General features: G+C 60.4%; 24 protein-coding genes, 1 tRNA gene and 1 pseudogene. 13 read left to right on the top strand and 13 right to left on the bottom strand.

Annotation, left to right across the window (positions count from 1 at the left end):
- Positions 1-40 precede the first annotated feature (40 nt).
- The 3 genes from M3I56_RS18670 to M3I56_RS18660 form a co-directional block, all read right to left on the bottom strand.
- Positions 41-850 (bottom strand): TetR/AcrR family transcriptional regulator, encoded by an 810-nt coding sequence (locus M3I56_RS18670; RefSeq protein ID WP_254355244.1) that lies wholly within the window; start codon positions 848-850, stop codon positions 41-43.
- Between the two features lie 2 nt (positions 851-852).
- Positions 853-1,848, bottom strand: coding sequence for a DMT family transporter (locus M3I56_RS18665; RefSeq protein WP_254355243.1), 996 nt, complete (start codon positions 1,846-1,848; stop codon positions 853-855).
- 63 nt (positions 1,849-1,911) lie between these two features.
- Positions 1,912-3,171 carry a CaiB/BaiF CoA-transferase family protein gene (locus tag M3I56_RS18660; protein ID WP_254355242.1) on the bottom strand — a complete coding sequence of 420 codons (1,260 nt, stop codon included), beginning with the start codon at positions 3,169-3,171 and terminating at the stop codon, positions 1,912-1,914.
- Positions 3,172-3,287: 116 nt separating this feature from the next.
- Between M3I56_RS18660 and M3I56_RS18655 the strand changes: the two genes are divergently transcribed.
- The 7 genes from M3I56_RS18655 (at position 3,288) to M3I56_RS18625 (ending at position 8,964) form a co-directional block, all read left to right on the top strand.
- On the top strand, positions 3,288-3,842 hold the full coding sequence (locus tag M3I56_RS18655) for an alpha/beta hydrolase (RefSeq protein WP_254355241.1): 555 nt from the start codon (positions 3,288-3,290) through the stop codon (positions 3,840-3,842).
- Positions 3,843-4,021: 179 nt separating this feature from the next.
- Complete coding sequence (locus M3I56_RS18650; protein WP_254355240.1) at positions 4,022-4,942, top strand: LysR family transcriptional regulator; 921 nt, start codon at positions 4,022-4,024, stop codon at positions 4,940-4,942.
- Positions 4,943-5,016: 74 nt separating this feature from the next.
- The gene (locus M3I56_RS18645) at positions 5,017-5,883 is read left to right on the top strand and encodes a CmcJ/NvfI family oxidoreductase (RefSeq protein WP_254355239.1); all 867 of its coding nucleotides are present in this window, start codon (positions 5,017-5,019) and stop codon (positions 5,881-5,883) included.
- Positions 5,884-6,162: 279 nt separating this feature from the next.
- The gene (locus tag M3I56_RS18640) at positions 6,163-6,453 is read left to right on the top strand and encodes a type II toxin-antitoxin system CcdA family antitoxin (RefSeq protein ID WP_254355238.1); all 291 of its coding nucleotides are present in this window, start codon (positions 6,163-6,165) and stop codon (positions 6,451-6,453) included.
- Positions 6,453-6,776, top strand: a complete 324-nt coding sequence (locus M3I56_RS18635; RefSeq protein WP_254355237.1) for a CcdB family protein — start codon at positions 6,453-6,455, stop codon at positions 6,774-6,776. The genes M3I56_RS18640 and M3I56_RS18635 overlap by 1 nt, the downstream gene beginning before the upstream one ends.
- Positions 6,777-7,037: 261 nt before the next feature.
- The gene (locus tag M3I56_RS18630; RefSeq protein ID WP_254355236.1) at positions 7,038-7,559 is read left to right on the top strand and encodes a hypothetical protein; all 522 of its coding nucleotides are present in this window, start codon (positions 7,038-7,040) and stop codon (positions 7,557-7,559) included.
- A 292-nt stretch (positions 7,560-7,851) separates the two neighbouring features.
- Entirely contained in the window at positions 7,852-8,964 is a 1,113-nt protein-coding gene (locus tag M3I56_RS18625; protein ID WP_254355235.1) for a CapA family protein, read from the top strand.
- 67 nt (positions 8,965-9,031) lie between these two features.
- Here the strand turns inward: M3I56_RS18625 and M3I56_RS18620 are convergent, their stop codons facing one another.
- Together M3I56_RS18620 and M3I56_RS18615 are read right to left on the bottom strand one after the other, a co-directional pair.
- Entirely contained in the window at positions 9,032-9,694 is a 663-nt protein-coding gene (locus M3I56_RS18620; protein ID WP_254355234.1) for a dienelactone hydrolase family protein, read from the bottom strand.
- A 19-nt stretch (positions 9,695-9,713) separates the two neighbouring features.
- A complete protein-coding gene (locus tag M3I56_RS18615) occupies positions 9,714-9,932 on the bottom strand; it encodes a hypothetical protein (protein WP_254355233.1) in 219 nt (72 codons plus the stop codon).
- On the opposite strand from M3I56_RS18615, the gene M3I56_RS18610 reads away from it, so the two are divergent.
- Entirely contained in the window at positions 9,931-10,311 is a 381-nt protein-coding gene (locus tag M3I56_RS18610; protein WP_254355232.1) for a TraR/DksA C4-type zinc finger protein, read from the top strand. The two genes, M3I56_RS18615 and M3I56_RS18610, sit on opposite strands and share 2 nt — an antisense overlap.
- A 509-nt stretch (positions 10,312-10,820) precedes the next feature.
- On the opposite strand, the gene M3I56_RS41665 is transcribed toward M3I56_RS18610, so the two are convergent.
- The 6 genes from M3I56_RS41665 to M3I56_RS18585 form a co-directional block, all read right to left on the bottom strand.
- Positions 10,821-10,949, bottom strand: coding sequence for a hypothetical protein (locus M3I56_RS41665; RefSeq protein WP_375541750.1), 129 nt, complete (start codon positions 10,947-10,949; stop codon positions 10,821-10,823).
- A 187-nt stretch (positions 10,950-11,136) separates the two neighbouring features.
- Complete coding sequence (locus M3I56_RS18605) at positions 11,137-13,350, bottom strand: transglycosylase domain-containing protein (RefSeq protein ID WP_254355231.1); 2,214 nt, start codon at positions 13,348-13,350, stop codon at positions 11,137-11,139.
- Between the two features lie 242 nt (positions 13,351-13,592).
- Positions 13,593-13,871, bottom strand: coding sequence for a hypothetical protein (locus tag M3I56_RS18600; RefSeq protein ID WP_254355230.1), 279 nt, complete (start codon positions 13,869-13,871; stop codon positions 13,593-13,595).
- 195 nt (positions 13,872-14,066) lie between these two features.
- Positions 14,067-14,143: transfer RNA gene (locus M3I56_RS18595), tRNA-Met, on the bottom strand.
- A 488-nt stretch (positions 14,144-14,631) separates the two neighbouring features.
- Positions 14,632-15,264, bottom strand: a complete 633-nt coding sequence (locus tag M3I56_RS41660; protein WP_254355287.1) for a lytic transglycosylase domain-containing protein — start codon at positions 15,262-15,264, stop codon at positions 14,632-14,634.
- A 690-nt stretch (positions 15,265-15,954) separates the two neighbouring features.
- A complete protein-coding gene (locus M3I56_RS18585) occupies positions 15,955-16,137 on the bottom strand; it encodes a hypothetical protein (protein ID WP_254355229.1) in 183 nt (60 codons plus the stop codon).
- Between the two features lie 752 nt (positions 16,138-16,889).
- Here M3I56_RS18585 and M3I56_RS18575 point away from each other — a divergent pair.
- Entirely contained in the window at positions 16,890-18,233 is a 1,344-nt protein-coding gene (locus M3I56_RS18575) for a TetR/AcrR family transcriptional regulator (protein ID WP_254355228.1), read from the top strand.
- Between the two features lie 274 nt (positions 18,234-18,507).
- Here the strand turns inward: M3I56_RS18575 and M3I56_RS18570 are convergent, their stop codons facing one another.
- Complete coding sequence (locus M3I56_RS18570; protein ID WP_254355227.1) at positions 18,508-19,029, bottom strand: TetR-like C-terminal domain-containing protein; 522 nt, start codon at positions 19,027-19,029, stop codon at positions 18,508-18,510.
- Positions 19,030-19,496: 467 nt separating this feature from the next.
- Here M3I56_RS18570 and M3I56_RS18565 point away from each other — a divergent pair, with 467 nt between their 5' ends.
- The 4 genes from M3I56_RS18565 (at position 19,497) to M3I56_RS18555 (ending at position 23,421) form a co-directional block, all read left to right on the top strand.
- Complete coding sequence (locus M3I56_RS18565) at positions 19,497-20,372, top strand: phytanoyl-CoA dioxygenase family protein (protein ID WP_254355226.1); 876 nt, start codon at positions 19,497-19,499, stop codon at positions 20,370-20,372.
- A gap of 107 nt (positions 20,373-20,479) precedes the next feature.
- Positions 20,480-20,602 carry a hypothetical protein gene (locus M3I56_RS41095; protein ID WP_302056892.1) on the top strand — a complete coding sequence of 41 codons (123 nt, stop codon included), beginning with the start codon at positions 20,480-20,482 and terminating at the stop codon, positions 20,600-20,602.
- Between the two features lie 208 nt (positions 20,603-20,810).
- Positions 20,811-22,079: an aminotransferase class III-fold pyridoxal phosphate-dependent enzyme gene (locus tag M3I56_RS18560; protein ID WP_254355225.1), complete on the top strand. Its 1,269-nt coding sequence runs from the start codon at positions 20,811-20,813 to the stop codon at positions 22,077-22,079.
- 436 nt (positions 22,080-22,515) lie between these two features.
- A complete protein-coding gene (locus M3I56_RS18555; protein ID WP_254355224.1) occupies positions 22,516-23,421 on the top strand; it encodes an NAD(P)-dependent oxidoreductase in 906 nt (301 codons plus the stop codon).
- Positions 23,422-23,788: 367 nt separating this feature from the next.
- Here the strand turns inward: M3I56_RS18555 and M3I56_RS41655 are convergent.
- A pseudogene (locus tag M3I56_RS41655) lies at positions 23,789-23,944 on the bottom strand (IS3 family transposase); the annotation flags it as partial.
- Between the last annotated feature and the right edge of the window lie 51 nt (positions 23,945-23,995).

The raw sequence follows: 23,995 nt of genomic DNA, 5'->3' as shown, positions 1-23,995 counted from the left end.
GCGCCCACCGCGTGCAAGTGTGCCGAGGCTCGGCTCGCCGCTATGCGGCCCGCCGGGTCTCGGCCTTCGTGGCTCGAGCGACCGCGCCGCCGGAGCCGGGCGACGGTTCGGGCAGCAAGCGTGAGAAAATTTCTCGCGCCGAATCGGCGCTGTCTGCGCGTCTCGAAACCTGGGCAGAGACGATCGCCCCGTCCACGAGCATCATCAGTTGACGCGCGAGCGCATTGGCGCGCTCGGGCACGGAGTCCATTAGCACCGTTTCGAAATAAGCCTGCATGCTGGCCTTGTGCTCGGCGGCTGCGCGCGCAATGTCGCCGCTGTCGTTGCCGTATTCGGAAACTGCGTTGACGAACATGCAGCCGCTGAAGCCGCTGCATTTGATGCGTTGATCGAGCCACTGGAAAATCGCGCGGATCTGCGGCCGCCCACGCCGGGCGCGCCCGACGAATTCCGCGAGCGAGGCGCGGGTGCGCTGGTCCCGCTCGTGTAGCACGGCGACCACCAGGTCGTCCTTCGAGCGGAAGTGGTTGTACATCGTCATCTTGGCGACGCCGGACTCCGCGATGATCCGGTCTATACCGACCGCACGATAGCCATGTTCCTCGAACAGGCGCAATGCTGTTTCGATAATGTCCTGCTTTTTCCTCAACATTCTGATCCCTCGGCCGGCACGAGTGGCCTTCGATAAACGCTCACGCAGGACCGTCGCAGTCGGCGATCCGAGGCCGATGACACGGCTCGCGATTACGTCAAAATATATACCGACTGGTACGTTTATGCAAATCGATTTGTCCGGCTGCGGGCCGCGCTCGCGCTGCGCGCGCGAGGCGTTTGCCTTGTTAAGCCGCATTGTTACTTCGCGGCAGCCTGGCGCCGGGCGCGCACCCGCAAATAGGCGTTGTTTAGAATCAGCGCGGCGCCCGACATGCAGGCGCCTGCGATCTGCACATTGGTTGGGATCACGCCTTCCAGCGACGACACGATGAAGGTCGTGATCGGCACGACGTCCATAAAAAGCACGCCGTTGAGCGGTGTGAGGATTTTGTTGCCAAGGTTCCAGCACAGGATTCCGCCGAAGCCGGCGACGAGCCCCATGTAGAGCAAGTGTGGGCCGATAGCGCTCAGCGTGGACAGGTGAGGCACAGGGATCGCATGGGTCGCGAACAGCACAAGGTTGACTGCCACGATCGTGCTGAGGCCGAGCCAAGTCGTCACGGTGGTGTATTTGAAGGCTGACCAGGTTGGGAAATACATCGCGCTGAACGTGTAGACGACCCAGCACGCCGCGCCAAGCACGATCAGCGCGTTGGCCGCATAGTTCTGCGGTTCGTTCAGCAGGCCGACGATGTCGCCCTTTGTGACGACGAGCGCTACTCCGCAGAACGACATCACGATGAACAGGAACGAAAAGAGTGGCGGGCGGATCCTGCGTACCGCCGAGTTTAGCAGCAGGCCGATCATCGGCTGAGTGGCCATCATGATCGAGGCAGTCAGCGCGCCGTCTCGGCCGGCGAGCTGCTGCCCGAGGAACACGAAGAAGCCGAAGCCAGCGAAGCCAATTGAGCCGAGGAACCAGGCAAAGCCGATCCGCTCGCCCTTCAGACGCAATGTACCGAAGCCTTCGCGCGCCACCAGCAGGATCAGGAAGGCGGTGCCGGCGATCAGATAGCGCAGCGACGTAAACGTGAACGGATCGATGTGCAGTAAGGCGTCCGTCATCACCGGAAACATGATGCCGAACGAGAGTGTGGCGGCGACGCAGAACAGCACGCCACGCGTATAGGAGCCCCACGCCGAGGGCTGGGACGGGGTAGCGGCGACGGCTGGCGACGGGTTGGTGGTAGACACGGCGAACTCCTGGCGCAATGGGAAAGGGTGGCCAGCCGCAGCCGGCCGGTTGGGGCGGGATGCTTACTCGGAATGGGCAGTGGCCTCGGCACGCTCGATCCCGTAGCGCGCGAAGATCTCATCGGTATGCTGGCCGAGCGACGGCGGGTCGAGCACCGGACGCGACGACGCGACGTCACGCCACGGCATGCCAGGCACCGCGACGCGGCGCCCGCTCTGCGGCGGATACTCGACTTCGAGCAGGGCGCCGCGCTCGGCGAGATGTGGGTGCGCGAGGATCTCGGGCAGGCTGTTGACGGGCGCGGCAGGCAGGCCGAGCGCGAGCATCGCGTCGAGCCAATGTTCGGCCGGCCGCGACACCAGAATCGCTTCGAGTTCGACGTAGAGAGCGTCGCGGTGTCGATTGCGCAGCGCTTGGGTGGCGTAGCTCGGATTGTCTTCGAGCGCGACGAATTCGACGATGGAGCAGAGCTGCCGCCAGCGCTTGTCGTTCGCGAGCGACACCACGATGTCACGCGTAGCGGTGCGGAACGACGTGTAAGGCGCGATCGTCTCGTGCGCGTTGCCGAAGCGCTTCGGCTCCTGCCCGGACATCTGGTATGCGACGATCGGTTGGCCGAGCATCGTGATCAGCATGTCGAGCATGCTGATGTCGATCGCGCGATTAACGTGGGTGGTGCCGCGCGCGCGGCCCAGGAGAGCGGCCACTATGGAGAATGCCGCGCCAAAGCCGCCCAGTAGGTCCGCGATCGGCACGGCGGCCTTCACCGGCCGTCCGTCGGGCTCGCCATTCAACGACATCACGCCGCTGATGGCCTGGATGATGAGGTCCATCGCGCCTTGCTGGGCGAGTGGGCCGTGCTGCCCGTAGCCGGAGATCGAGCAATAGATTAGCTCCGGATTGCGGGCCTTCAGCACAGGTTCGTCCACGCCGAAGCGACCCATTGTGCCGGGGCGGAAGTTTTCGACCACCACGTCGGCGTGCGCGGCAAGCTCGACCAGCTGGCGCTGGCCGGCTTTGGTGTGCAGGTCAATTTCCACGCTGCGCTTGTTACGGTTGAAGCCAATGAACGCGGCGCCGCAGGTTTCGGCGAACGGCGCTCCCCAATGACGGGCTTCGTCGCCCGCGCCGGGCAACTCCACTTTGATCACTTCGGCACCTAGATCTCCGAGCACCATCGTGCAAAAAGGCCCGGACAAGGCCCGCGTCAGGTCCAGTACGACGATTCCATCCAGTGCTCCACGTTCCATCTCGCTTCCTCTCGGTTTGAATGCCGCCAGTCGCCTGCGGCGCGAACGGCCGTTTTCATGGCCGGCGAGCAACGATCTAAACTAGACGATTCATCGTAAAATAAACGTACAGTTCTGTCTATAATTGAATCGCAAATCGGTCCATTTCGTTGGCGAGGCGGCCTGTATTTCAGAGTTCAGGAGAGAGCATGAAGATCGCAGTCCTGACGGTGCCCGGCCTCTACGGCTCAGGCGCAGAGCATTGGCAGACGCGCTGGGAGAGGAAGCTTGACGGTGTGTTGCGCGTAGAGCAGGACGAGTGGCGAACGCCGCGCGCGCACGACTGGATCGTGCGGCTCGATCGCGAGGTCGGGCGCTACGGCCCCGATCTGGTGCTGGTCGGCCACAGCCTGGCTTGCTGTCTGATCGCGATGTGGGCGGACGCGACGTCTCACGCCGTGCGCGGCGCGTTGCTCGTTGCTCCGACGGATACCGAGGCTGAGACGTTTCCGGCAGGGCCGTGCGGTTTCACGCCGATGCCGGCGCGGCGGCTGCCATTCCCGTCGATCGTGCTGATGAGCGCCGACGATCGGTTCGTGTCGGTCGAGCGTGGCAGCGGATTCGCGAGGGCATGGGGCAGCGAGCTGGTGTTGTTGCCCGAAGGCGGCCATTTGAGCGCCGACAACGGGTTGGGCGACTGGCAGGCCGGGCTTGCCCAGTTGCGGCGCCTGCTCGGCTCCGGGGCGTCAGGACTCAGTGCATGACAGCATCGCGCCGATTCTGCCGGCGAGCCTGCTCTCGAAGCCGGTGTTCGCCGCCTCGATCAGTTTCGGCACGCATGAACCTTTCCTATTACGGCTCGGAGTTCACGGAAGGGGGCTTCGATGCGCGGTGTGTGGGCCGCGGTGAGCGGGAAAAGACAACAACAACGTGAAGGTAAGCCATGGATCTGATCGAGCTCGAAATTTTCTGCGCCGTCGCCGAGGGCCGCAGCATCACGCGCGCGGCGGCGCAGCTCAAACGTGTTCAGTCGAACGTAACGACGCGCGTCAAGCATCTGGAGCATGATCTGGGCGTGTCTCTGTTCCTCCGCGGCGGACGCGGTATGACGCTGACGCCGGCCGGTGAGCGGCTGCTCGGCTACGCGCAGAAGATCCTCGCGCTGGCGCGCGAGGCACGCCATGCGCTGGGAGCGAGGGGGCCGAGCGGCGTGCTACGCATCGGTACGGTAGAGAGCGTCGCGGAGCGTTGGCTGCCGTGCGTCATCGGCACTTATCACCAGCGTTGGTCGGACGTCCAGATCAAGGTTTCGAACGATACGAGTCGAGTGCTCGTCGATCAGGTGCGCAGTGGCGCGATCGACGGCGCATTTGTAGCGCAGGTTGAGGGCGAGGTGCACGATGGGCCCGAGCTGGTAGCCGACTCTCTAACCGGGGAGCTAGGGCTGCAAGCGATCAAGGTCGGCGGCGACGAACTACTGGCAGTGCTGCCCACGGCACGTGGTGCGGGCGCTGGCGCGGCCCGGTGCTATCCGATCGCGACCACCGCCGAGGGCACAGCCTATCGCAAACTCGCGCATGACTGGCTCGCCGACAACGGCGTCGATATCGACCCGCAGCATGAGGCGATCCAGCTGTCTTCCTATCCCGCCTTGCTTATGTCAGCAATGGCGGGCGATGTCATCGCGCTGTTCCCGAGATCGGTCCTCGAACGGCTGGACTTGCCGCGCGGCAGTAGCGCGGTGCCGTTCGCGTCATCGAGCATCTATCTGGTCAGCCGCGCCGGCTTTACGAACAGTGCATTCGACGAACTGGTGCGCCTGCTGCCGGCGGGCGCCCGTTGTGACAAATCGCGTGTGGTGTGAGCAGGCCAGCAGGCAGGCGGTCGCTCGCTGGTTAGCGCGGTTGAGGATTTTCATGTCCATTCAGGAGGGGCGCAATGAACACGGTGGATGAAGCCGGGCACGACTTCGAAGTCGGGGAGTTGCAGGCGGACATCAATTATCTTGAGCCCGGCGGTGTTCGACCGGTATCCTACATGTTTGATCCACCGCGCGACGCACCACGACCAATGCTCGTGCTAACGCCGCGGCGCATGCGGATTCGTGATGCGAGGCCGCTCGCGGAGGCTGGTGCGCTCGGGCTAGACGTGACCGGTTTTGAGCTCGTCGCGTATCGCACGGTGTTATCCGACTTTGGCGACGACGACGCCATCCGCTCTATCTATCACGCGGAAGTGAAGGCGCTGCTGCGCGCGGCCACGGGCGCGGACAAGGTGGTGATCTTCGATCATACGCTGCGCGACAGCGCGCGCGACGAGCGCGGCAGCATCGCGCTGCGCGGCCCCGTCCTGCGCGCGCACGTCGACCAGACGCCAGCGTCGGCGCTGCGCCGCGTCGCGGAACACGTGCCGTCCGGCGAGGTTGCAGCGTTGGCGAGCAAGCGGTTCGCGATCATCAACGTCTGGCGTCCGCTCGAGGTGGTCGAATGCATGCCGCTGGCAGTATGCGACGCACGCTCGATCGCGCCGGATGATCTGGTAGCGAGCGATCTCATATATCCCGATCGCGTTGGCGAAACCTACCTGGTCAATTGGAACGCCGGGCATCGCTGGTACTATTTCCCGCAGATGCATCCCGGCGAGGCACTGTTGCTGAAGATTCACGACTCGCTGATGTCGGGCACCGCGCGTCACACACCGCATACGGCGTTTGACGATCCAACAACGCCGCGAGCCGCAGCGTCACGCCGCAGCATCGAGGTGCGCGCGCTGGTGTTCTGGACCGACGGCGTCGAAAGTTGCTAGGCGGACGGCAAGTGGGCAACGGGTCGCGAGCAGCCATCAGGCTCCACGCAAAAATAGAACGATCGTTCGAAAATGCGATAAATTATATTATGTTAAATGATGCGCGCAGGCGTATTAATCTGGCTGCCTCAGGCCTGCCGCGGCCAGTACGAGCACCCGACATGCCGGGAGGCAAAATTATTTCTATAAAAGTTCAGGAACAAAAAGTCGGTCTGAAGCGTGTCCATGTCGAAAAGTATGGCAAACTATGTGCATGGTTCATGCACATAGGGGATGCACATGATTAATGCGTCTGCGGAGCAACCAGATGCCGTCAAGCGGGCCGCTGGCGCACGTGCCCCATCAAAGGTAACGCGCAAACCCACCAACGTTTCGCTTCCGACGGATCTACTCGATCGCGCCAAAGAACTGAACGTCAACGTTTCCCGGGCAAGCGAACGCGGTCTGCGCGAAGAGGTTCAGGCGGCCGAGGCTCGTGCCTGGGCGGAAAAGAACGCGGACTTCATCGCTGAAATGAATGCACGTATCGAGCGTGACGGCTTGCCCCTGGAAGAATATCGGATGTTTTGATGGCGCGTTTTGATCTTTACGACAACCCTTCGACAAGATCCAGGGCCAAGTCACCTTTTCTGCTCGACGTGCAAAGCAATCATCTCGGCAATCTCATATCGCGCGTAGTCATTCCCTTGACGCGAGTAGCCGGCAATTACACCGCGAGCAAGGTTGCGCAGGATCTCTCGCCCATCATTGAGATCGAGGGAGAACAGTTCGTGCTGGAAACGCCGTTGCTCGGCGCATTCAGGACAACTGATCTCGGCCCCGCGATTGGCACGCTCAAAGATGAACGGGACCGGATCAGTGCCGCGCTCGACCGTCTGTTCGGCGCTTACTGAGCCATCCTGAATATCTCACAGAGTCTTCCAATCTCTCGAGTACGAGGTGTATGAAATGGGGCGAACCATTGTCGGCGGCCGCCATCCCACGATCTCTGTTATTGACCTGTAACGTGCGTGAGTTCACGAGCATGACGATCGTCTGAACCTTGACGCCGGCGGCGATCATGGTGCGCCTCATATCGCGGCAGTCACCGAAGTGGCAGCGGTCAATCCATTGGCTCACGCTACGATTCCAGGAAAAGGGAATGGGAGATCGTGATGGAAGACGAGATCTACGCAACTCACACGCACATCGCACGAGTTCGCGTGATGAAGACGGTTGCCGGCTCTTATCGCGGAATCGTTCATCTGCGAGAAGTGGGAGCCGAACCTGACTCGGACGATCCGCACGAAACCGAAATCGAGTTTCCAAGTGAGGATCGGGCGCGAGAGGCAGCGCGCGCGCCCTCGCTAACAAGCTGCTTAAAGAACAAGTACCCTGAATCTCCACTCCGACCATCAGAACGTCGGCAACCGCCAAAAGCGACGAAAGCGGCAACGGAGATAGCCATGTGGACTTTTCGAAACTGCAATGCGAGATTTGCCGTCGATGAAGTCGAAACCCAAACCGACGAAAGTGAATTTATTCCCGATTGCGACTACCGAAACAGGCTGGTGAACGTAGGTCTAGACGCGACGGGACGCCCGCAGCTTATCCAGCGCGATAAGGAGTATTCGTACCTTTCGTGCAATCTCTGGCGGTCAGTTTCAAAAAATCCTTATTTATCGCGGCTTGAATAATCTCGTTTCGATGAGCCGCTCAGGGGCGGGAGAGACTTGCTGGACGAGGCTCGGCGGGCGATGGGCGCCAGAAATTGCACGAAAGGTACGGATACCCCAACATTGGCGTCGTTCCTGCTCGTGTCGGCAAGGCACGTTAGGCGATCAGCTGACACGCGGGCCGCCATTGTACGGACCTCCTGCCTGGACGCAGAAATGCCGGCGAACTATGCTGAAAGCGTTCACGCCCCGGGATGCCGCTGCCGATACGCGACGACCGGTGCTACCAGGATATTCCGCTGCTGGCTGACACATGAACTGCATCACGCTGTTTCTATGCGGGGATGTGATGTTGGGGCGCGGCATCGATCAGATACTGAAGCATCCCAGCCGGCCCCGTCTCTTCGAGCCCTATGTCCGATCGGCGAAAGACTATGTGAGCCTCGCCGAGGCGAATGCCGGCCCGTTGCCGGAACGTGTCCCGCTCGACTACGTTTGGGGCGATGCGCGGCGCGAACTTGATCGCATAAGTCCCGACGCGCGCATCATCAATCTGGAGACCGCCGTCACGTCCAGCGAGGACGCATGGCCCGGGAAGGGCATCCACTATCGCATCCATCCCGCCAATTCGCCTGTCCTGGGCGCAGCAAAAATCGACTGCTGCTCGCTCGCGAATAATCACGTGCTTGACTGGGGCTACCGCGGTCTGACGGAAACCCTGAGTACCTTGCGTGCCGCCGGCATTCATACAGCCGGCGCGGGACAGGACGACGTCGAGGCGGCTACGCCGGCCCTGATCGAACTCGCGGGCCAAGGCCGGGTGGTGATCTTCGCCTTCGCGACGGAATGCAGCGGTGTGGGCGAGGACTGGGCTGCCGGCCGGGGCCGTCCCGGCGTGAATCGGCTTGAAGATTTTTCCGCCGAATCCGTGCACGCAATCGCGACGCAGGTGCGTAGGGTCAAGCAGCCCGCCGATGTCGTTGTCGTCTCGATCCATTGGGGCGCGAACTTCGATTTCGACATACCGGCGTCGCATCGGCGCTTCGCACACGATCTCGTCGATTCGGCTGCGGTGGACGTGGTGCACGGTCATTCGTCGCACCACGTGAAGGGCATTGAGGTGTATCAGGACAAGCTCATCCTGTACGGCGCCGGGGACTTCATCAACGACTATGAAGGTATTCGCGGTCAGAAAGCGTATCGCGGCGATCTCTCGCTGATGTATTTCCCTGTCGTCGAGGTCGCTACGGGCAAGCTGGTCGAACTGTCGATGACGCCCACGCAGACACGCCGCTTCCGCGTCAACCGGGCGCCTGAAGAAGGCATACGATGGCTGGAGGAAACGCTCAATCGAGAAAGCAGGCCGTTAGGTGCCGCGGTTGAGCGGCGCGCAGACGACACACTTGTGCTGCGTGCATTCGCTTAGGCGCTGTGCATCCGCAGCAGCTCGTGTGCCTCGCCAGCCCGGCCGGCTAACGCCGGTGGGTGCAGCATCACGCGTTGCCACGCGAGTTGCCAAGGTAGCGCTCGAACCACTGCACAGCGAGCCGCGCGACGGCTTCCAGCGTGCCGGGCTCCTCAAACAGGTGCGTCGCGCCGGGAACGATTACCAGATCCTTCGGGCCTTCGAGCACGGCGAACGCCGCGCGATTGAGTTCGATGATGTGAGCATCGAGCCCGCCGACCACCAGCAACGTGGGCGCGTGCACTGACGAGAGCACGCCGCGTCCGGCGAGATCGGGCCTCCCGCCTCGCGAAACGATGGCCTGGATCGGAACAGACGATACCCGCGCCGCGCGGATCGCCGCAGCGGCGCCCGTGCTCGCGCCGAAGTAGCCAATGGATAACGGTGGTGTCTGCCGCGCCGCGATCGATTCCGTCGCTTGCGCGAGACGCGTTGCCAGCAGATCGATGTCGAAGCGGGCAGCCGGGCCGGCGTCTTCCTGCTCGGAGAGCAGATCCATCAGCATCGTTCCGATACTGGCCCGATTGAGTTCGGCGGCCACATACCGGTTGCGCGGGCTGAACCGCGAGCTGCCACTGCCGTGCGCGAACAGAACCAGTGAGCGAGCGTTCTGCGGCAGCGTAAGCGTGCCCATCAGACGCACGCCCTCCACGGCAATCGTGACCTCCTGCATAGTTAGCCGAGATTCCATGGCATCCTCCCTTCGCCAGTCAGCGCATGCCGTCCCGCCCCAATATCTGGCCGCCTCGTAAGGCTTCGCTCACGACGGGTCGATCCTGCTGCTTTGTAAAACCTGTACTTGACACATGCCCGTCGAACTCGAATCGCGCGCGAGTTAAATTCTTAATCGGCGGGCAAGTAATCAGACGGAAGGCCTTCGCGATTCCGCCGTTGTGTGTGGCGTTACAGAACACATCAACCTTGTCCATGATCACCCTCACCTCTTCCGAACTCATGCTGTTACGGCAAAGGCTCTGCGAGCGCCGTCGTGAGTTGCTGGCGACGCTGCACGGCGAATACGGAGATCTCGCCGGAGACCGGCCGCCCGAAGCGCTGGGCCCCGAGTCGCATCCCGATGAGACCGCATCGCGCAAGGCGGACGACGAGTTGCGCGCTGCCCTCGCGCGGCACGATTTCCATGAACTGCAGCAGATCGACGGAGCGCTGGCACGCATCGGCGCCGGCCTCTACGGCGCATGCGTCGAATGCGGGGAGTCGATCGGTTATGAGCGACTTGCCGCCGCGCCCTACACGGCCCGATGCGTTTCGTGCCAGACCGCGTTTGAACGACACCGCGCGACCCGCTAATAAGAGGCCGATCAGGTACGACATGCCTTCCTGGTGCGCAGACGCAGTAGCCCCCGCCCATAGACAGTTCAATGGTATCCGGAACACCTATCGGCGGGTGCCGCCGTCTGAAATGTCGAAGCAAGTCGCGTTTTCACACATGCGGGCATTGGCATTCAACGATGGCCAGTAAAGTATGGGCAATCGGCAAAGGCACGTGTTTGCGCAGAACGTCGCCGTTCCTGAGCAAGACAATACCCGCGCAAGCAATCGGATTGTCCTCGGGTGGCTCACGCAAATTCAGGGAAACAGTATCGCGGAGTAGTGGCGCGCGCTGTGCAGGACGTGAATAACGTCGATGCGCTCGGGAGGCTCGCCAATGACGCCGGTCGCGGCGCCGCGCGAAGCCGAACGCAGTGCGTGGCTTTCGTTACCAGTTCGGCGCGGGCAAGCAAGGACTTTTAACAGCGACCGCCCCCTGGCCCGTCCTACTGCCGTTGCGTCACGGGATGAAGCGTCTTAACTCCCACTCACAGCCGGGTGGCGATGCTGCCCGTCGCGCTGGTGCCCGTGATCGTATTTTCCCTGGCATTGCTGACAGAGGTGCACGTTCCGGTGATCACGCCGGCCTGCGAAAGCAGGTTCAGCCCCGTTGGCAGTGCAGTTACACGTCGAATTGCGCGATTGCTCCACCGCTCTTGCTGGGCATTTCGGGCGCTGTGCCGGTACCCTCGGGGTATATCACCGAGCCGTCATGTTCGGCCAGCGGCGCGAACATCCATGCCACAGGCGGGCGGCCCTGTGGCCGGTCGCCCTCACCGGTGCGCAAGCTGCGATACAAGAGCCTCAGAATCTCCAGAAGAGAAAATGATGATGCGCTCGCGCATGGCCTGAGTGCGACGGATTGGTCGCTGGCGCAAGCTGGGCGTGCGCATCGATGACTCGCGCGCGCAGCGCCATGTCATAGAAAGCACCCACCACCGGCAAGGCGCTGTGCGCACCTTCGCCCCAGTAGTCGTTGCGTAACGTCACGCGTGCGTCGTCGAATCCCACCCATGCGCCTGCAACCAGTTGGGGGTGGATCAGGATGAACCAGCTATCCGTGCCGTCCTGCGTTGTTCCCGTCTTGCCAGCCACGTCGACGTGAATCCCGAAACGTGTCCGGATGTCGCTACCGGTGCCGCGGTTGACGACGTCGCGCATCACGTCGACCAGCTTCAGCGCTGCCGCGGCCGGAAGTGCCTGCTCCATCCGCGCGGCCGGGAAGTCGGCGAGCACGTTGCCGTTGCGATCCTCAATGCGTGTCACCATGCGCGGCTCGACATAGGCTCCGCGGTTGGCGATCGTGCAGTATGCCGAGACCATCTCCCTGAGCGTGACCGGGCTCGTGCCCAGCGCGAGCGACGGCACCGGATCCAGTGGGCTCTCGCGCACGCCCATCGCACGCGCGAGTGCGGCGACCTTGGCAGGCCCCTCACGCTGCATGAGCTGCGCAGTTACGCGGTTACGTGAAAAGGCAAGGGCGTCACGCAGCGATATCGGCCGGCCGGTCGGCGGCTCGGGATCGGTCGGCTTCCATACCGCAGTGCCTTTCAACGGGATCGCGACGTTGCGATCGACGATCGTGTCACCCGGCTGTGCGCCATCCGCGAACGCGGCGCCATAGACGAAGGCCTTGAACGTGGAACCGGGCTGCCGTCGTGCCTGCTGCACGTGATCAAAAGGTTCGTCGTGAAAATCGCGGCTGCCGACCCAGGCCTTGATGTCCCCGTTGCGCGGATCCATGGCCACGAAACCGGCCTCGACCTGTGTCTTGCCATGACAAAGGCCATCAACAAACGAAGCGTCCGTCGCAAGTTTCCTGATGGCTGTCTGATCCGGCAGGCCCGTGTCGCGCGCTGTGCGGTACTCCGCCGTCTGCCTGATGAACGACTGGAACAGCGCGTTACCCGGCCAGCAACCCGTTCGCTCGTTCCATGCGCCGTTGGCGATCGACTGCAGCTGGCTGGTCTGCCAGGCAACGGCCTGTGCTGCCATTGCCTGAAGCCGGGAATCGATGGTCGTTCGCACGACGAGCCCGTCGGAATAGATGTTGTAGCCGTTGCGATCCGCCCATGCAGTCAGCCACCTTCGCAACTGGGCGGCGAAGTGGGGAGCCGCGCCAACCTGCTCGGACTGGGGCTCGAAATTGACGTCGATCGGCTGACGTTTCAGCCAGGCATACGCGCGCGGGCTGAGCTTGCCGAACTTCACCATCTGCGCGAGCACCGTGTTGCGGCGCTCCAGCGCGCGCTCGGGATTGAGCACCGGGTTGTAGGCGCTGTTCGCCTTGAGCATGCCAACGAGCGTCGCACTCTCGAGGACATCGAGATCCGCGGCTGGCTTACCGAAGTACGTACGCGCGGCCATCTCCACACCGTATGCGTTGTACAGAAAGGGCACCGTGTTCAGGTACGTCTCCAGGATCTGGTCCTTGCTGTACACGGACTCGATCTTGAGCGCAGTGATCGCTTCCTTGAGCTTGCGCGTCAACGTTGGTGCGCGGCCGATTTCATCCGGATACAGGTTGCGCGCGAGCTGCTGGGTGATGGTGGAGCCACCCTGACGACTGCCAGTGAACGTATGGAGCGCGGCCGCCGCAACGCGCTGGAAGTCAATCCCGTGATGCTCGTAGAACCGGTGATCCTCGGTCGCAATCAGGGCGTCCATCACGTGCGGCGAAATCTGGTTGAGCGTGACCCACTCGCGATTGACCGGCTTGAACTCGGCGAGCAGATTGCCATCGGCGGAAAGGATCAGCGCGGGACGATCGACCCGGGCCTTGCGGATATCACCAAGTCGAGGTGTGAACGGAACAAGCGCCAGCGTGTAGGCCAGCGAAAACAGTGGTACTGCAGCGACCGCCAGTGCGATGCCGCGACGTGACGGGTGACGAACGCCGTGCAGCGCCGCGCGGACAAGGCGGCGTGCCTTCGCGCCGGCGTTGGCGGCGAGCGAGCGGGCACGGCTCACCCAGCGTGCGCAGAGTTCACGAAATAGCGACACATACGGGTGATTCACGATGGCTGCGCAATGGACGAAAGGCCGGATCGTACCAAAGCGCAGGCGCGTTTCTCGCGGCAAAACCGGGCTTGACGCCTGCCGCTAACAGATCATTACACTTGTTTCGAGTCTGCGGCGCCGCCGCGCCCGAAGCGAGGCATAGGCGGCGCGGAAAGAATGTCGCGCCGAATGGAACCCGGCAATCCACACACGTTGTCGAGTTCCTTCATGCTGAGCGCGTCACGGCACGGGGAGCCCGATCAGCACTCGCCTTTCTTGGCGTGTCCGGGTGGGCAGTGCCAACCCTTGTCATGATGATGGTGCTTTTCCCAGTCGTCGCGGTCCCAGTAGCGGTGGCCATCCCAATAGCGGTCGCCATGCCAACCCGGCGTAACGACGATGGCGGCAGGAGGCTGCGGCGCGATCACGACAGGGGTGCCCACGTTGATGCCTACGTTGACGTCAGTCGCGTGTGCCACGCTGGCCAGGCCGATTGCACCGACAGCGAGTGCCAACTGTGCGAGTGCTTGTTTCTTCATGGAATGGTCCCCCCAAATTTCAACGCGTGTTCGGATCGGATTTCGCTGGGCAACAAAAAACCCACTCGAAGGCGGGTTCATTGGTACGACGGATTCTTGCCGGATTCGCGTGGGGTCTGCCCACTTGTTGCCCAAAATCGGCAAAAAAGACACTACCCCAAAACTTCTGAAATCGCGCAAAGCCTTACTGGGCTTTGGTTGCGGGGGTAGGATTTGAACCTACGACCTTCGGGTTATGAGCCCGACGAGCTGCCAGACTGCTCCACCCCGCGGCGCGGAGTGTACTCGCTCGAATGCGGTGCGTCAATGTGCAGTCAGGTCGAAGCGGACCTCGTGCAACGCGCTTTCCACTGTAGCGCGCGTCGCCTGTGATGGAGAGCCGCACCTTGTCTTGCCAATACCTTGTTTTCCATTGCTTGCTCCTGAGTCAGGAACGCATCGGTATCATCGAATGGGCGCTTGCCGCTCTCCGAATGTCAGCCAACACGATTTTCCCGATAGTCCTTCGGGAAAAGCGCGCGCTCCAACGGCGATGTATTGCACTTTATTTCGGCACCCAAATAAATAGGATTCCTAATTGAACCACGATAATTTTCTTTATGTCAACTCGCCCCCGTCCAAGCCACCTGTACGCGAAAGGAAACGCTGCGCTGCCGCACGCACGGCTGTCGATATCAATCGATGCAAATGCACGACAGCTGCAACTCACAACAACTGCGTCCGAAGGCGCGTGTGCGGGTATCCGCTGCAGGAGGCTCTCCTACCCGGAAATCAACCGTCGATAACGAGCCATGACCGCCGGCACGTACGCCCGAGTCTCGGGTATCGCAGGAATCCGGTAGCCGGCTTTGATCACGGAGTGCTCGCCCGCGTTGTAGGCTGCCACTGCGAGTTCGACGTTGTCGTCGAATAGATCGAGCAGCACACGTAGATACCGAGCGCCGGCGAGCACGTTGACTTTCGGATCAAAGAGGTTGCCCGCGGCAAAGCGCTGTGCAGTTTCTGGCATCAGTTGCATCAGGCCAAGCGCGCCGCGCCTCGAGACAGCTTGCGGATTGAATTTTGATTCGACGGCGATGATGGCCCGCAGCAGTTCCGTGCGCACGTGCCATTTCCGCCCGGCCTCGGCAATTACTTCGGCGAATCGCGATGTATCGAGGTCCTTCCCTCGTGGTGCCCGAGCGCGCGCCGACGTTGTCATTGCGCCACGCGTCGCCAATTCGGACGATTCGCCGACATTCACCTTCATCCGGGCCTTGTTGAGCTCATCGGGATTGTTGGCGAGGATCACCATCCCGTTCGCACCACCCTCACCAAAAATCTGTGCGCTCGCCGGTATGGACAATGCTGCCAGCGACGCGATCAGCCCGACGTTCACGGACACGGGGAACATTTCAACGCTCTCGAGCCTGCGCTGCGCTCCATCAAACTCCCATTCGCTGAAGCTTGATGCGCCGACCCAGACGTCTCGTTGCGTGCCATCTTTCGACGTGAGGCCAAGGTTATTTGCGCGAAGGCCTTCGAGCGTATCAATTCCTGAAGGCGTAATCCTGCTGCCGTTGCTAGCGTAGTCGACTAGCAATCCGTCCAGTTCGGAAGCCTCCGCACCCGACATTCCCCCCAATAGCGTGTAGGGCTCGTCTTCGACTCGACCGAGAATTTGTCTTATCTTCCAATCCTGCGAGCTGTCATAGACATGGAACCCCATCTGCCCCGCGGAGGCAACCTCCAAGAAACTCATCTTCGGATGCTTCATCGTAGCGAATGAGAACGTCAGGTTCTTTTCTTCGCCCGCTTCGACCTGCCCCGACACGATCCTGGCGTTCGCCGCCCCCCTGTCCGGTAATCTGCCACTAGCGGCAACGCTGTGCTCCACGATCTGCGCCGCGCTGTGTTGTGCGGCAGGCGGCTTATCGCCGGCCGTCGCGACCGATAGGGCGACACACCATGCAATGCCCGATTTCAGAAGAAGTCGCTTCATGAGTACATTCCCGTCAAGGCGTGCGCGTTAGCCTATCCGTTGCGTCGCTGCATGCGCTGCTTCCTGCCGGGAAACGGGTCCGCCGCCGCGCCGCGTGGCGCTTTAATTCGATTCCATGTCCAGCGTCCCGGAGCAACTTTCCCGGGCGACCAACTCACGAATGCGGTTGGCAAATCGTTCAAGGGCCTGCATGGACCCGTACACGCTCTTGTACTCTTCGCGGCCGATCCGACCGTCGAGCACGACGAGCATTCCCGAATCATTAGCAATCCTCTCAATATCCATCACAACCTCCCTTCAATTGCCGAGGAGTGCGTAGTCTTCCTCAATCCACCTGCAGTGAGGCTCGCATCGTGGGCCGTTCCGACGCTGGAGGAAACACACACCACGATCCGTCATCGTGCCGGAAAAAGAAGATCGCGAACGATCCTGACGCACGTAGAGACTCCACACGTACGCATCGCACAGGTCTCGTTTTCGGGTAGCTCAGCCGGGTCACGGTTATCGGTGAAGCCGGCGTCGGAGCCAGCCATTTGTCGATCAGGCTTCGCAAAGATCCCACGTTGCTACTCATCTCCCGCTCCTTCACTTGCGGCCCCACAGCTGGTTCCCACCTCGAATCAGTTTTGTATCCGTATGACCTAATATATACGTCTACGTGACCTAACAATAGTCACTGACTGACCTAGAATCAAGCACGTCAAGAGGAGGGAAAACACCAATTATTGTGAACATCTTCCCGGCTGCGGCCGCCCAAATATGGGCCGCATCCGGTGATTGAACCCCGATATCTACTGATCGGATGGGAGTGAGCGTCTGGTGCGATCAGGGCCGTACTGTGGAAATAGGTGGGATCCATGAAAGCACAATGACGTTTCCTTCTACCATCGAAGCGACCTATAATTTTTAACAGGTCCAGGCAAACATTTTGGGGGCGAGACGTGCAACATAAGCCGGTAGAGCGAGAATCCTTTAGCGGTCTCGAGGAGGCAAGGCCCGATCCCAGGCCGGTTGAGCGACGAAACCGGGAACAGCGGATGACGCAGATCATCCTTGCCGCCCGGCAGATATTCCAGGAGGATGGATATGCCGGATTCGCCACACGCCGCGTCGCGGCTCGCGTCGGAATTACATTGGGGAACCTTCAATACTACTTTCGAACGAAGGAGGAATTGCTTCGTGCGGCGCTGCAGGCACATATGCACGAAATCGTCAGTGACTATATGGCTATCGCAAGCCAGCCCGGCGTCAACGCCGCGCGGCGTTGCTCCGCACTGGTGGAGCGCATTTTTCACGACATCACAGCAACTGATCTTCCGAAATTCCTGTTTGAAATTTGGGCTTTTTCCCAGCACGAACCATATGCTGCGGCGCTGGTTGACGATATGTATGCCACGTATCGGGGCATCTTTGCGAAGTTACTATCAGAGATCCACCCCACTCTCACTGGCGACGAGTGCCAGGTGCGTGCGTCCGTTCTGGTCGCGCAGACGAGTGGAATGATGATCTTTGCTTCTCACGGCGGGGATCCAGAGAAGGACCATGCAGAATTCGTTCGCATGACAAAGCGAGCTGTAAAGATGATTGTTGGCTTGTCGGCACAGACGCTGGAGAGTGACAGTCCCCTACATAGTTCCCGCAATCGTCGGGCAGGCACCAAGGGCAGCTTGCACATCGGTGTCTTTGGGTCTGAGGAGCACTTGCAGCATGGACGCTTCGAACTGAGCGTGCGGCAGACAGGACAAGATCTCCCCTACTACCGGCCAACGCTCCAGGGGCGACGTCGGGAGGTAAAGATCAATGAGATTGTCTCTACTGCCGCGAGCCTTTTGGCCACGGAAGGATATGCGAACTTTACCCAAGCGCGAGTGGCCAGGGAACTTGGAATCTTACCATCAGCACTCCAGAACTACTTTCCGACACATGACGACCTGCTCCGGTCGACAATTGGCGCGCTAGGAAAAGCCTATCTGGATCGCTATGCGGAAATGGGCAAGCCGAGCGGCAAGCCGACACTGGAGCGCCTGCGTGAAATCGTTGAGGACGTATTTGAGGAAGCCTGTGATCCGACGGTATGTCGATTCTCGTTCGAGATATTCGCGCTGGCTCAGCACTCGGATATCACGCGCGATCTCGTAAGAAGAATGTACTCCGCGTATCGGGCGATTTATGTCGATCTTGTGCGGGAGCTAGACTCGTCTGCTACGGCGCGCGAATGCCTCGCTCGCGCGACGCTCATCGCCGCGCAGATGGAGGGCATCGCAAGCTTGATGTTCGGTGAACAACAGCAAGCGCCGGGCATCGACCGCGTTCGAGAACTGATGAGGACCATGGCGATCCATATCGCGCACGGAAAAACCGCCACAAGACGCGCTGCATAGGGCCGGCGACTACGCTAATCGGCCATGAACGAAGAGTGTCTGGGGCGTGCATCCCTGTTTGCCCCCGGACGCGTGGATTGATGATGTTGGCTCATCGCGACGGTGACCCAGAAAATGACTATCTAGAATTAATCTGCACCACGAAGCAAGCCAGTTGCTAAAGATGACGTTCGCGCGCGACTCGTGCGCACGGAACGCCATCCACGAGCGTTCGATTCCGCACTTGAGTGGCGCACGTGGAGCAACTTAGCCGCTTCCCACGCTTCTCCTGCCATTACTCCGCATCTGACCGCGCGAACCCGAGAGTAAGGCCGAAAGCATCGAGAATTGTCGCCGAAGTCGTGGCAATTCGCTTCGCCATTACCTTCGGGGTCTCTCGCGTAGTGCCCTGGCGAAGCCAGTGCACTACCGTCCAAACCAATCCCCCGCCAAGCACCGTCAAGCAATCCCCCTCCGCCTCCGTACGAACACCTTCATAGGGCGGAAGGATGCGGCCGGCGACGAATGTAACCAGGTCATCAAAAAACGCCGATGTCGCCGCGTCGTTAAATACGGTCAGATAGAAAGATTGATGGGCACGCATATGCTCAAGAATCAGAGCAGTTTCCACTTCCATTGATTCGACGAAGGCGACGTTAGGTGGGCTCAGCTGCTTGCCTTGCTCTTCGACGAATGTGAAAGCATTTTCGAGCCTCACCAACGCCGCCCGCTGAGCGGCCGCCTGCAGGTCGGGAAAGTGCTGATAGAACGTGGGACGCGCGACGCCAGCGCGCTGGACCAATAAAGCGTAGTGCAACAACCGCCTCAGACCTGGAAGGACCGATTCAGCGGAAACATCAGGATGTGAGCATATTTTGCCCACCTCGTCAAAATGGGCCCGCACCTTTCAATCGCGGAAACCATTCGGAAAGCGAACGGGTTAACCATGATCGACCATCAAAAAATGCCATGTTAATTTCCTCGATCAGATGACTTGGTCATGTGACCGTGTTTGTTGTGAGTGTGCCATCTCACCAGAAACCTCAGCGATGGGCTCCGTGTCTGCCGCGCCCGGAACCATGTCATGGACCGCCCGGATGTCGGCACAAAGGCAGGAAGGACGCGCGTGTTCCGTCGACAAACGTGAAAGCATGGCATGACACAAGGCCAACGCAAACATGTCACATGACCAAGTCAAAAAGTTAACTTGATGTCTGGATCACCACCGGAATCTGAAAGCGATGCCGCTTCTGATTTACCCGTCCACGCAACTTTGAGGCAAACATGAACGCAAATATTCAGAACATTCAGGACGCCCTCCCCACCGTCCCCAAGCAGACCAGCGCGCAAGAGATCGTGTCGCTCATGAATCAGTACGGCGGAGTCCGGATCAAGGAATATCTGACCCCGGAGCAGGTCGCGAACATTAATCGCGAGGTCGATGGTCCGCTCAAACGGCTTCGCGAAGGGTCGTCGCACGAAAACGAACTGATCAAGGAATTCCACGGCACCTATACCAAGCGCCTGACGAACATGGTCACGCACAGCAAGACTTTTGGCGATGTGCTGGACGACGAACTCTTTCATGAACTCGGCGAGGTGCTCTACCGTGAAGAGTCCGGCGATTGGTGGCTTTCAACCGCCCAGGTCATCGACATCGGCCCGGGCAACACAGCGCAAATGCTGCATCGCGATGTCGGCAATTTTCCGCCCCTTTGTGCTCTCGGAGTCAAGGGTCCCACGGTGTTTACCAACCTCATGATTGCCCTAACGCGCTTCACCGAGGAAAACGGTGCCACCCGAATCATCCCGGGGAGCCAAAACTGGGACGAGGACTACTTCGACAGCAAGGGCACACCCGAAATGACCATTGCCGCCGAGATGGATGCCGGCGACGCTTTGCTGTTCAGCGGAAAAGTGATCCACGGTGGCGGCGCGAATGTGACGAAGAACGAGCGCCGACGCGGGCTCACGCTGCCGATGCAACCGTCCTATCTGACTCCGGAGGAAGCGTATCCGTTCATCGTGGATATGGACACCGTGAGAGGCCTGTCGAAGCGCGTTCAGCGAATCATCGGATTCCGCTCGCAATATCCCGCTGGCACGCCGGGCCTGTGGCAGATCGACTACGACGATATCGCGACGCACCTCGGTCTCTGAAGCGACGAACAGGCGCCCGCATCGGCCCGGGAGGCGCGATCCCCCTCCCCGGATTCCGTGATGCACATTCACGATCCACGACAGAATCACCACCAGCGAGACACCCGATGAAGATCGACCTGACGAATCGAGTTGCGATCGTGATCGCTGCCGGTTTCGGCTGCAAACATGCGCTGTTGCTTGCGCGGCGGGTGCAAAGGTCGTGGTCGACGATCTGGGCAGCGACGTGAACGGAAAACGAAATCCGCCCTTCAAGCGTGCGACGCAATGATGCAGCGTTCGTGGCGCAAGGCTAGATGGTGTGTCGGCACGACGCGGGGTTTCAAAGGGTGCATTCCTCAGATTGGGCGCACCCGCATATATGGTCATTTGAATCAGTCAAAAGACTAGATTGTAAGTTTGATGTTGCAACAAACGAATTTTCAAAAGGAGTCGAGCATGGACAGGTTGGCGAAGAAGGACGAGTGGTTCGCACGAGCCGAAAAGGTCATCCCTGGCGGCATGTATGGTCACCAGAGCGTCAAGTACTTGACGGAAGATTTTCCGCTGTACTTTGCCAAAGCGAAAGGTACCCACCTCTGGGACGTCGACGGCAACAAGTACATCGACTACGTGTGTGGTTACGGCACGAATCTGTTCGGCTACCGCAACGAGCGGATCGAGCAAGCGGCGGCCCTCCAGTTGCAGAAGATCGACACGGCGACAGGCCCCAGCGAAGTGATGGTTCAACTTGCCGAGGCGCTTACGCAACAGGTCAGCCATGCCGACTGGGCGATGTTCTGCAAGAACGGGTCGGACGCCACGTCAATGGCCATGGTGATGTCGCGCGCCTATCGAGAAAAACGCAAGATTCTTGTTGCGCGAGGCACGTACCATGGTGCGTCCCCGTGGAACGTGCCCTATACGACGGGGATTACCAAGGAAGACCGGGCTCACGTCGTCTACTTCGAGTACAACGATATCGAGAGCCTCAATGCCGCCGTCAAGAGCGTCGATGGTGACGTAGCGGCCATCTACGCAACGCCATTCCGGCACGAAGTGCTCTACGATCAATTTTTCCCGTCGATCGAATACGCCAAGGAATGCCGTCGCCTCGCGGATGAGCAGGAAGCGCTTCTGGTCGTCGATGAGGTACGTACGGGGCTGCGCCTGTCGCGCGACTGTTCATGGTCGGACTGGGGTGTGCACCCGGACCTCAGCTGCTGGGGCAAGGCCATTGGCGGCGGCTATGCGATCGCTGCGGTTCTCGGTTCGGATAAGGCACGAGAGGCTGCGACGAACATTTTCGTTACGGGCTCCTACTGGCTCTCGGCTGTGCCGATGGCCGCGGCCATCGAAACGCTGCGTCTGGTACGAGAAACGGACTACCTCGAACACACCAAGCGGTTGGCGGACAAGCTGCGTGCCGGCATTGCCGAACAAGCCGAGCGGCATGGTTTCGAACTCAAGCAGACCGGGCCGAGCGTCATGCCCCAGATGTTATTCGCCGGTGACGACGAGCTCGTGTCGCGTGGCCGTGCGTGGACTTCGGAAGTCATCAAGAATGGCGCCTACCTCCACCCGTGGCACAACATGTTCTTCACGGCGAGCCACACTGACGAAGACATCGCGCGTACGCTTGAGGCAACCGAAGCGGCGTTTGGCACAATCAAACAGAAGTCGGTTGCACTGAACCGCCTGGATATTCTGGACACCGTGCAGCGTTAGTGCCGGATGCTCTTGACCCGCTGGGGTTTTCCAGGCCAGATCCAGAGCGAGTTTTACAGCGTTTCGGATCCTGCCGGACCCGGCCGAGGCATCAGCTGACGAGCGAATGCGGCTGGTGCCACCTCTTTGAGAGCAAAGTCAGGATAACCATCGTTGTATGTAATTCAGGCGCCATACCTCGACGATCGTCCTGGCTTCATCCAGCGTCTCGAACCCATGTAGGTTAGAACATTCGTTGCGGAATGATCCCTTGCTGCGCGACGTCGATGGCCAGCGCCTCTTTCGTGAATACATCCACGATCGCTGCATGCGATCGATGCCAGTTCGTGAATGACCGGCGCTTGCGATCCGGTCGACGGCGGGCACCTTTATTCCTCGCTTTGAAAAGCGAGTCCTTTTCAGAAGCTTCGTATGCCCGATTCGAATGAGGTTTGTGATGGCAGCTACCGTAACTGCGCAGGCAATATCCGTGATTGGGCTGGGCGCAATGGGAGCGGCCCTGGCCAAGGCATTGCTTGCCGCCAATCATCGCGTCACCGTCTGGAACCGTACGGCGAGCAAGTCCGTGGCGCTTGGCGAGGTTGGTGCCCGGATCGCCCACTCAGCCGCGGAGGCGATCGATGCGAGTCAGGTCGTGGTTGTTTGCGTGCTCGACTATGGCGCGTCCGACTCGTTGCTGCGCGCCCCGGACGTCGTGGCCCGTCTCAAAGGCAAAACGATAATCCAGTTCACGACGGGCACACCGGAGGACGCGCAAGATGCTTCGGAGTGGGCCAGGGAACACGGCGTGGCTTACCTGGACGGCAGTATCGGCTGCTACCCCAAGAATATCGGCACGCCGGATGGATCGATTCTGTATGCCGGCTCGCGTTCGACCTTCGAAACCTTGCGGCATACTTTGGCGAATCTGAGTGGACATGCGCTGTTCGTTGGAGAGAGATTCGGGAATGCCGCTATTCTCGATGGCGCTGTTGTGGGTTCGTTCTCCCTGGGGGCCACGCTCGGGTTTCTCTACGGCGCCGCCGTGTGTGACGCCGAAGGCATCTCCCTCGACACCTACTTGTCGCTTGCCTCGGCACGTCTTCCCTTCGTTGAGGCTACGCTTCAGACGTGCGTGCAGATGATCAAGAAAGGAAATTACTCAGGGTCGCAGGCCACCCTGGACACTTGGGCCGCGGGTATCGGACAGCTTGTGGAGTACAGCCACGAACGTGGCACGGACAGCAGGTACCCGCAAGAGGTACTGGCGCGACTCCAGCAGGCCGTCGCCATGGGCCACGGTCAACATGAGCTGGCCGCCGTGTTTGAATGTTTCAGGAAGCCGCTCGGGTATCGGAGTTAGATACAACCTAACTGGTCTCCCGTTCCGTTATTAACCGACCGATATTCACGTGGTATGTTGACGCCAACGGAACGGGAGACGTCAGCATGGCGATTGGACGACCGAAGGCAGAACGGGTGCCGAGCGAAGGCGAGCGCGCGCCACGGTGGGAAAGACGTACTTCGCCATAGAGCCCATTGATTCGCTGGTCCAGAAACCGCAGACGCCACTGCGGCCCGTGTTAATAGGTGGTTGCGCGAATTCTGATAGTTGGATAAGTGGACCAATCGGGGCCATGATGAACATGGAATTGACCGCCAACGTGTGGGCACCTTGATAAAGCACGTGGGCATGGAGGCGCTCTTCCTGCTGCCGTCGAAGTGCGAAACTTCGAACCATCAGCAAGCTGGTCGGACACAAAATCCATACCCCAGGCGTCATTCGGTTTGACCAGCACAATCCTCGCCACCCGCGTCACCACTGTCTTTCCTCACTTCGGCAACTTCGAGCGTAGCTGCAACTGCTCTTCACAATACAGCCGGTGTCCCTGGCTTCACCACAATTGGCAGCCCTCCCAGCGCGCCAGTACATGGGG

This window comes from Paraburkholderia sp. CNPSo 3281 (assembly GCF_024206515.1).
Lineage (GTDB): Bacteria > Pseudomonadota > Gammaproteobacteria > Burkholderiales > Burkholderiaceae > Paraburkholderia > Paraburkholderia nodosa.
The sequence above is the reverse complement of the archived record's forward strand: the minus strand, read 5'-3'. Positions and strand labels throughout refer to the sequence as shown.

Coding starts and splice junctions, on each gene's coding strand:
- M3I56_RS18615 (WP_254355233.1), bottom strand. CDS start 9,932: ATGGACAAGGTTGATGTGTTCTGTAACGCCACACACAACGGCGGAATC.
- M3I56_RS18565 (WP_254355226.1), top strand. CDS start 19,497: ATGAACGCAAATATTCAGAACATTCAGGACGCCCTCCCCACCGTCCCC.
- M3I56_RS18560 (WP_254355225.1), top strand. CDS start 20,811: ATGGACAGGTTGGCGAAGAAGGACGAGTGGTTCGCACGAGCCGAAAAG.
- M3I56_RS18620 (WP_254355234.1), bottom strand. CDS start 9,694: ATGGAATCTCGGCTAACTATGCAGGAGGTCACGATTGCCGTGGAGGGC.
- M3I56_RS18670 (WP_254355244.1), bottom strand. CDS start 850: ATGCGGCTTAACAAGGCAAACGCCTCGCGCGCGCAGCGCGAGCGCGGC.
- M3I56_RS18655 (WP_254355241.1), top strand. CDS start 3,288: ATGAAGATCGCAGTCCTGACGGTGCCCGGCCTCTACGGCTCAGGCGCA.
- M3I56_RS18640 (WP_254355238.1), top strand. CDS start 6,163: ATGATTAATGCGTCTGCGGAGCAACCAGATGCCGTCAAGCGGGCCGCT.
- M3I56_RS18635 (WP_254355237.1), top strand. CDS start 6,453: ATGGCGCGTTTTGATCTTTACGACAACCCTTCGACAAGATCCAGGGCC.
- M3I56_RS41660 (WP_254355287.1), bottom strand. CDS start 15,264: ATGTTCCCCGTGTCCGTGAACGTCGGGCTGATCGCGTCGCTGGCAGCA.
- M3I56_RS18600 (WP_254355230.1), bottom strand. CDS start 13,871: ATGAAGAAACAAGCACTCGCACAGTTGGCACTCGCTGTCGGTGCAATC.
- M3I56_RS18625 (WP_254355235.1), top strand. CDS start 7,852: ATGAACTGCATCACGCTGTTTCTATGCGGGGATGTGATGTTGGGGCGC.
- M3I56_RS18575 (WP_254355228.1), top strand. CDS start 16,890: ATGACGCAGATCATCCTTGCCGCCCGGCAGATATTCCAGGAGGATGGA.
- M3I56_RS18645 (WP_254355239.1), top strand. CDS start 5,017: ATGAACACGGTGGATGAAGCCGGGCACGACTTCGAAGTCGGGGAGTTG.
- M3I56_RS18650 (WP_254355240.1), top strand. CDS start 4,022: ATGGATCTGATCGAGCTCGAAATTTTCTGCGCCGTCGCCGAGGGCCGC.
- M3I56_RS18610 (WP_254355232.1), top strand. CDS start 9,931: ATGATCACCCTCACCTCTTCCGAACTCATGCTGTTACGGCAAAGGCTC.
- M3I56_RS18585 (WP_254355229.1), bottom strand. CDS start 16,137: ATGGATATTGAGAGGATTGCTAATGATTCGGGAATGCTCGTCGTGCTC.
- M3I56_RS18630 (WP_254355236.1), top strand. CDS start 7,038: ATGGAAGACGAGATCTACGCAACTCACACGCACATCGCACGAGTTCGC.
- M3I56_RS18555 (WP_254355224.1), top strand. CDS start 22,516: ATGGCAGCTACCGTAACTGCGCAGGCAATATCCGTGATTGGGCTGGGC.
- M3I56_RS41095 (WP_302056892.1), top strand. CDS start 20,480: ATGAAGATCGACCTGACGAATCGAGTTGCGATCGTGATCGCTGCCGGT.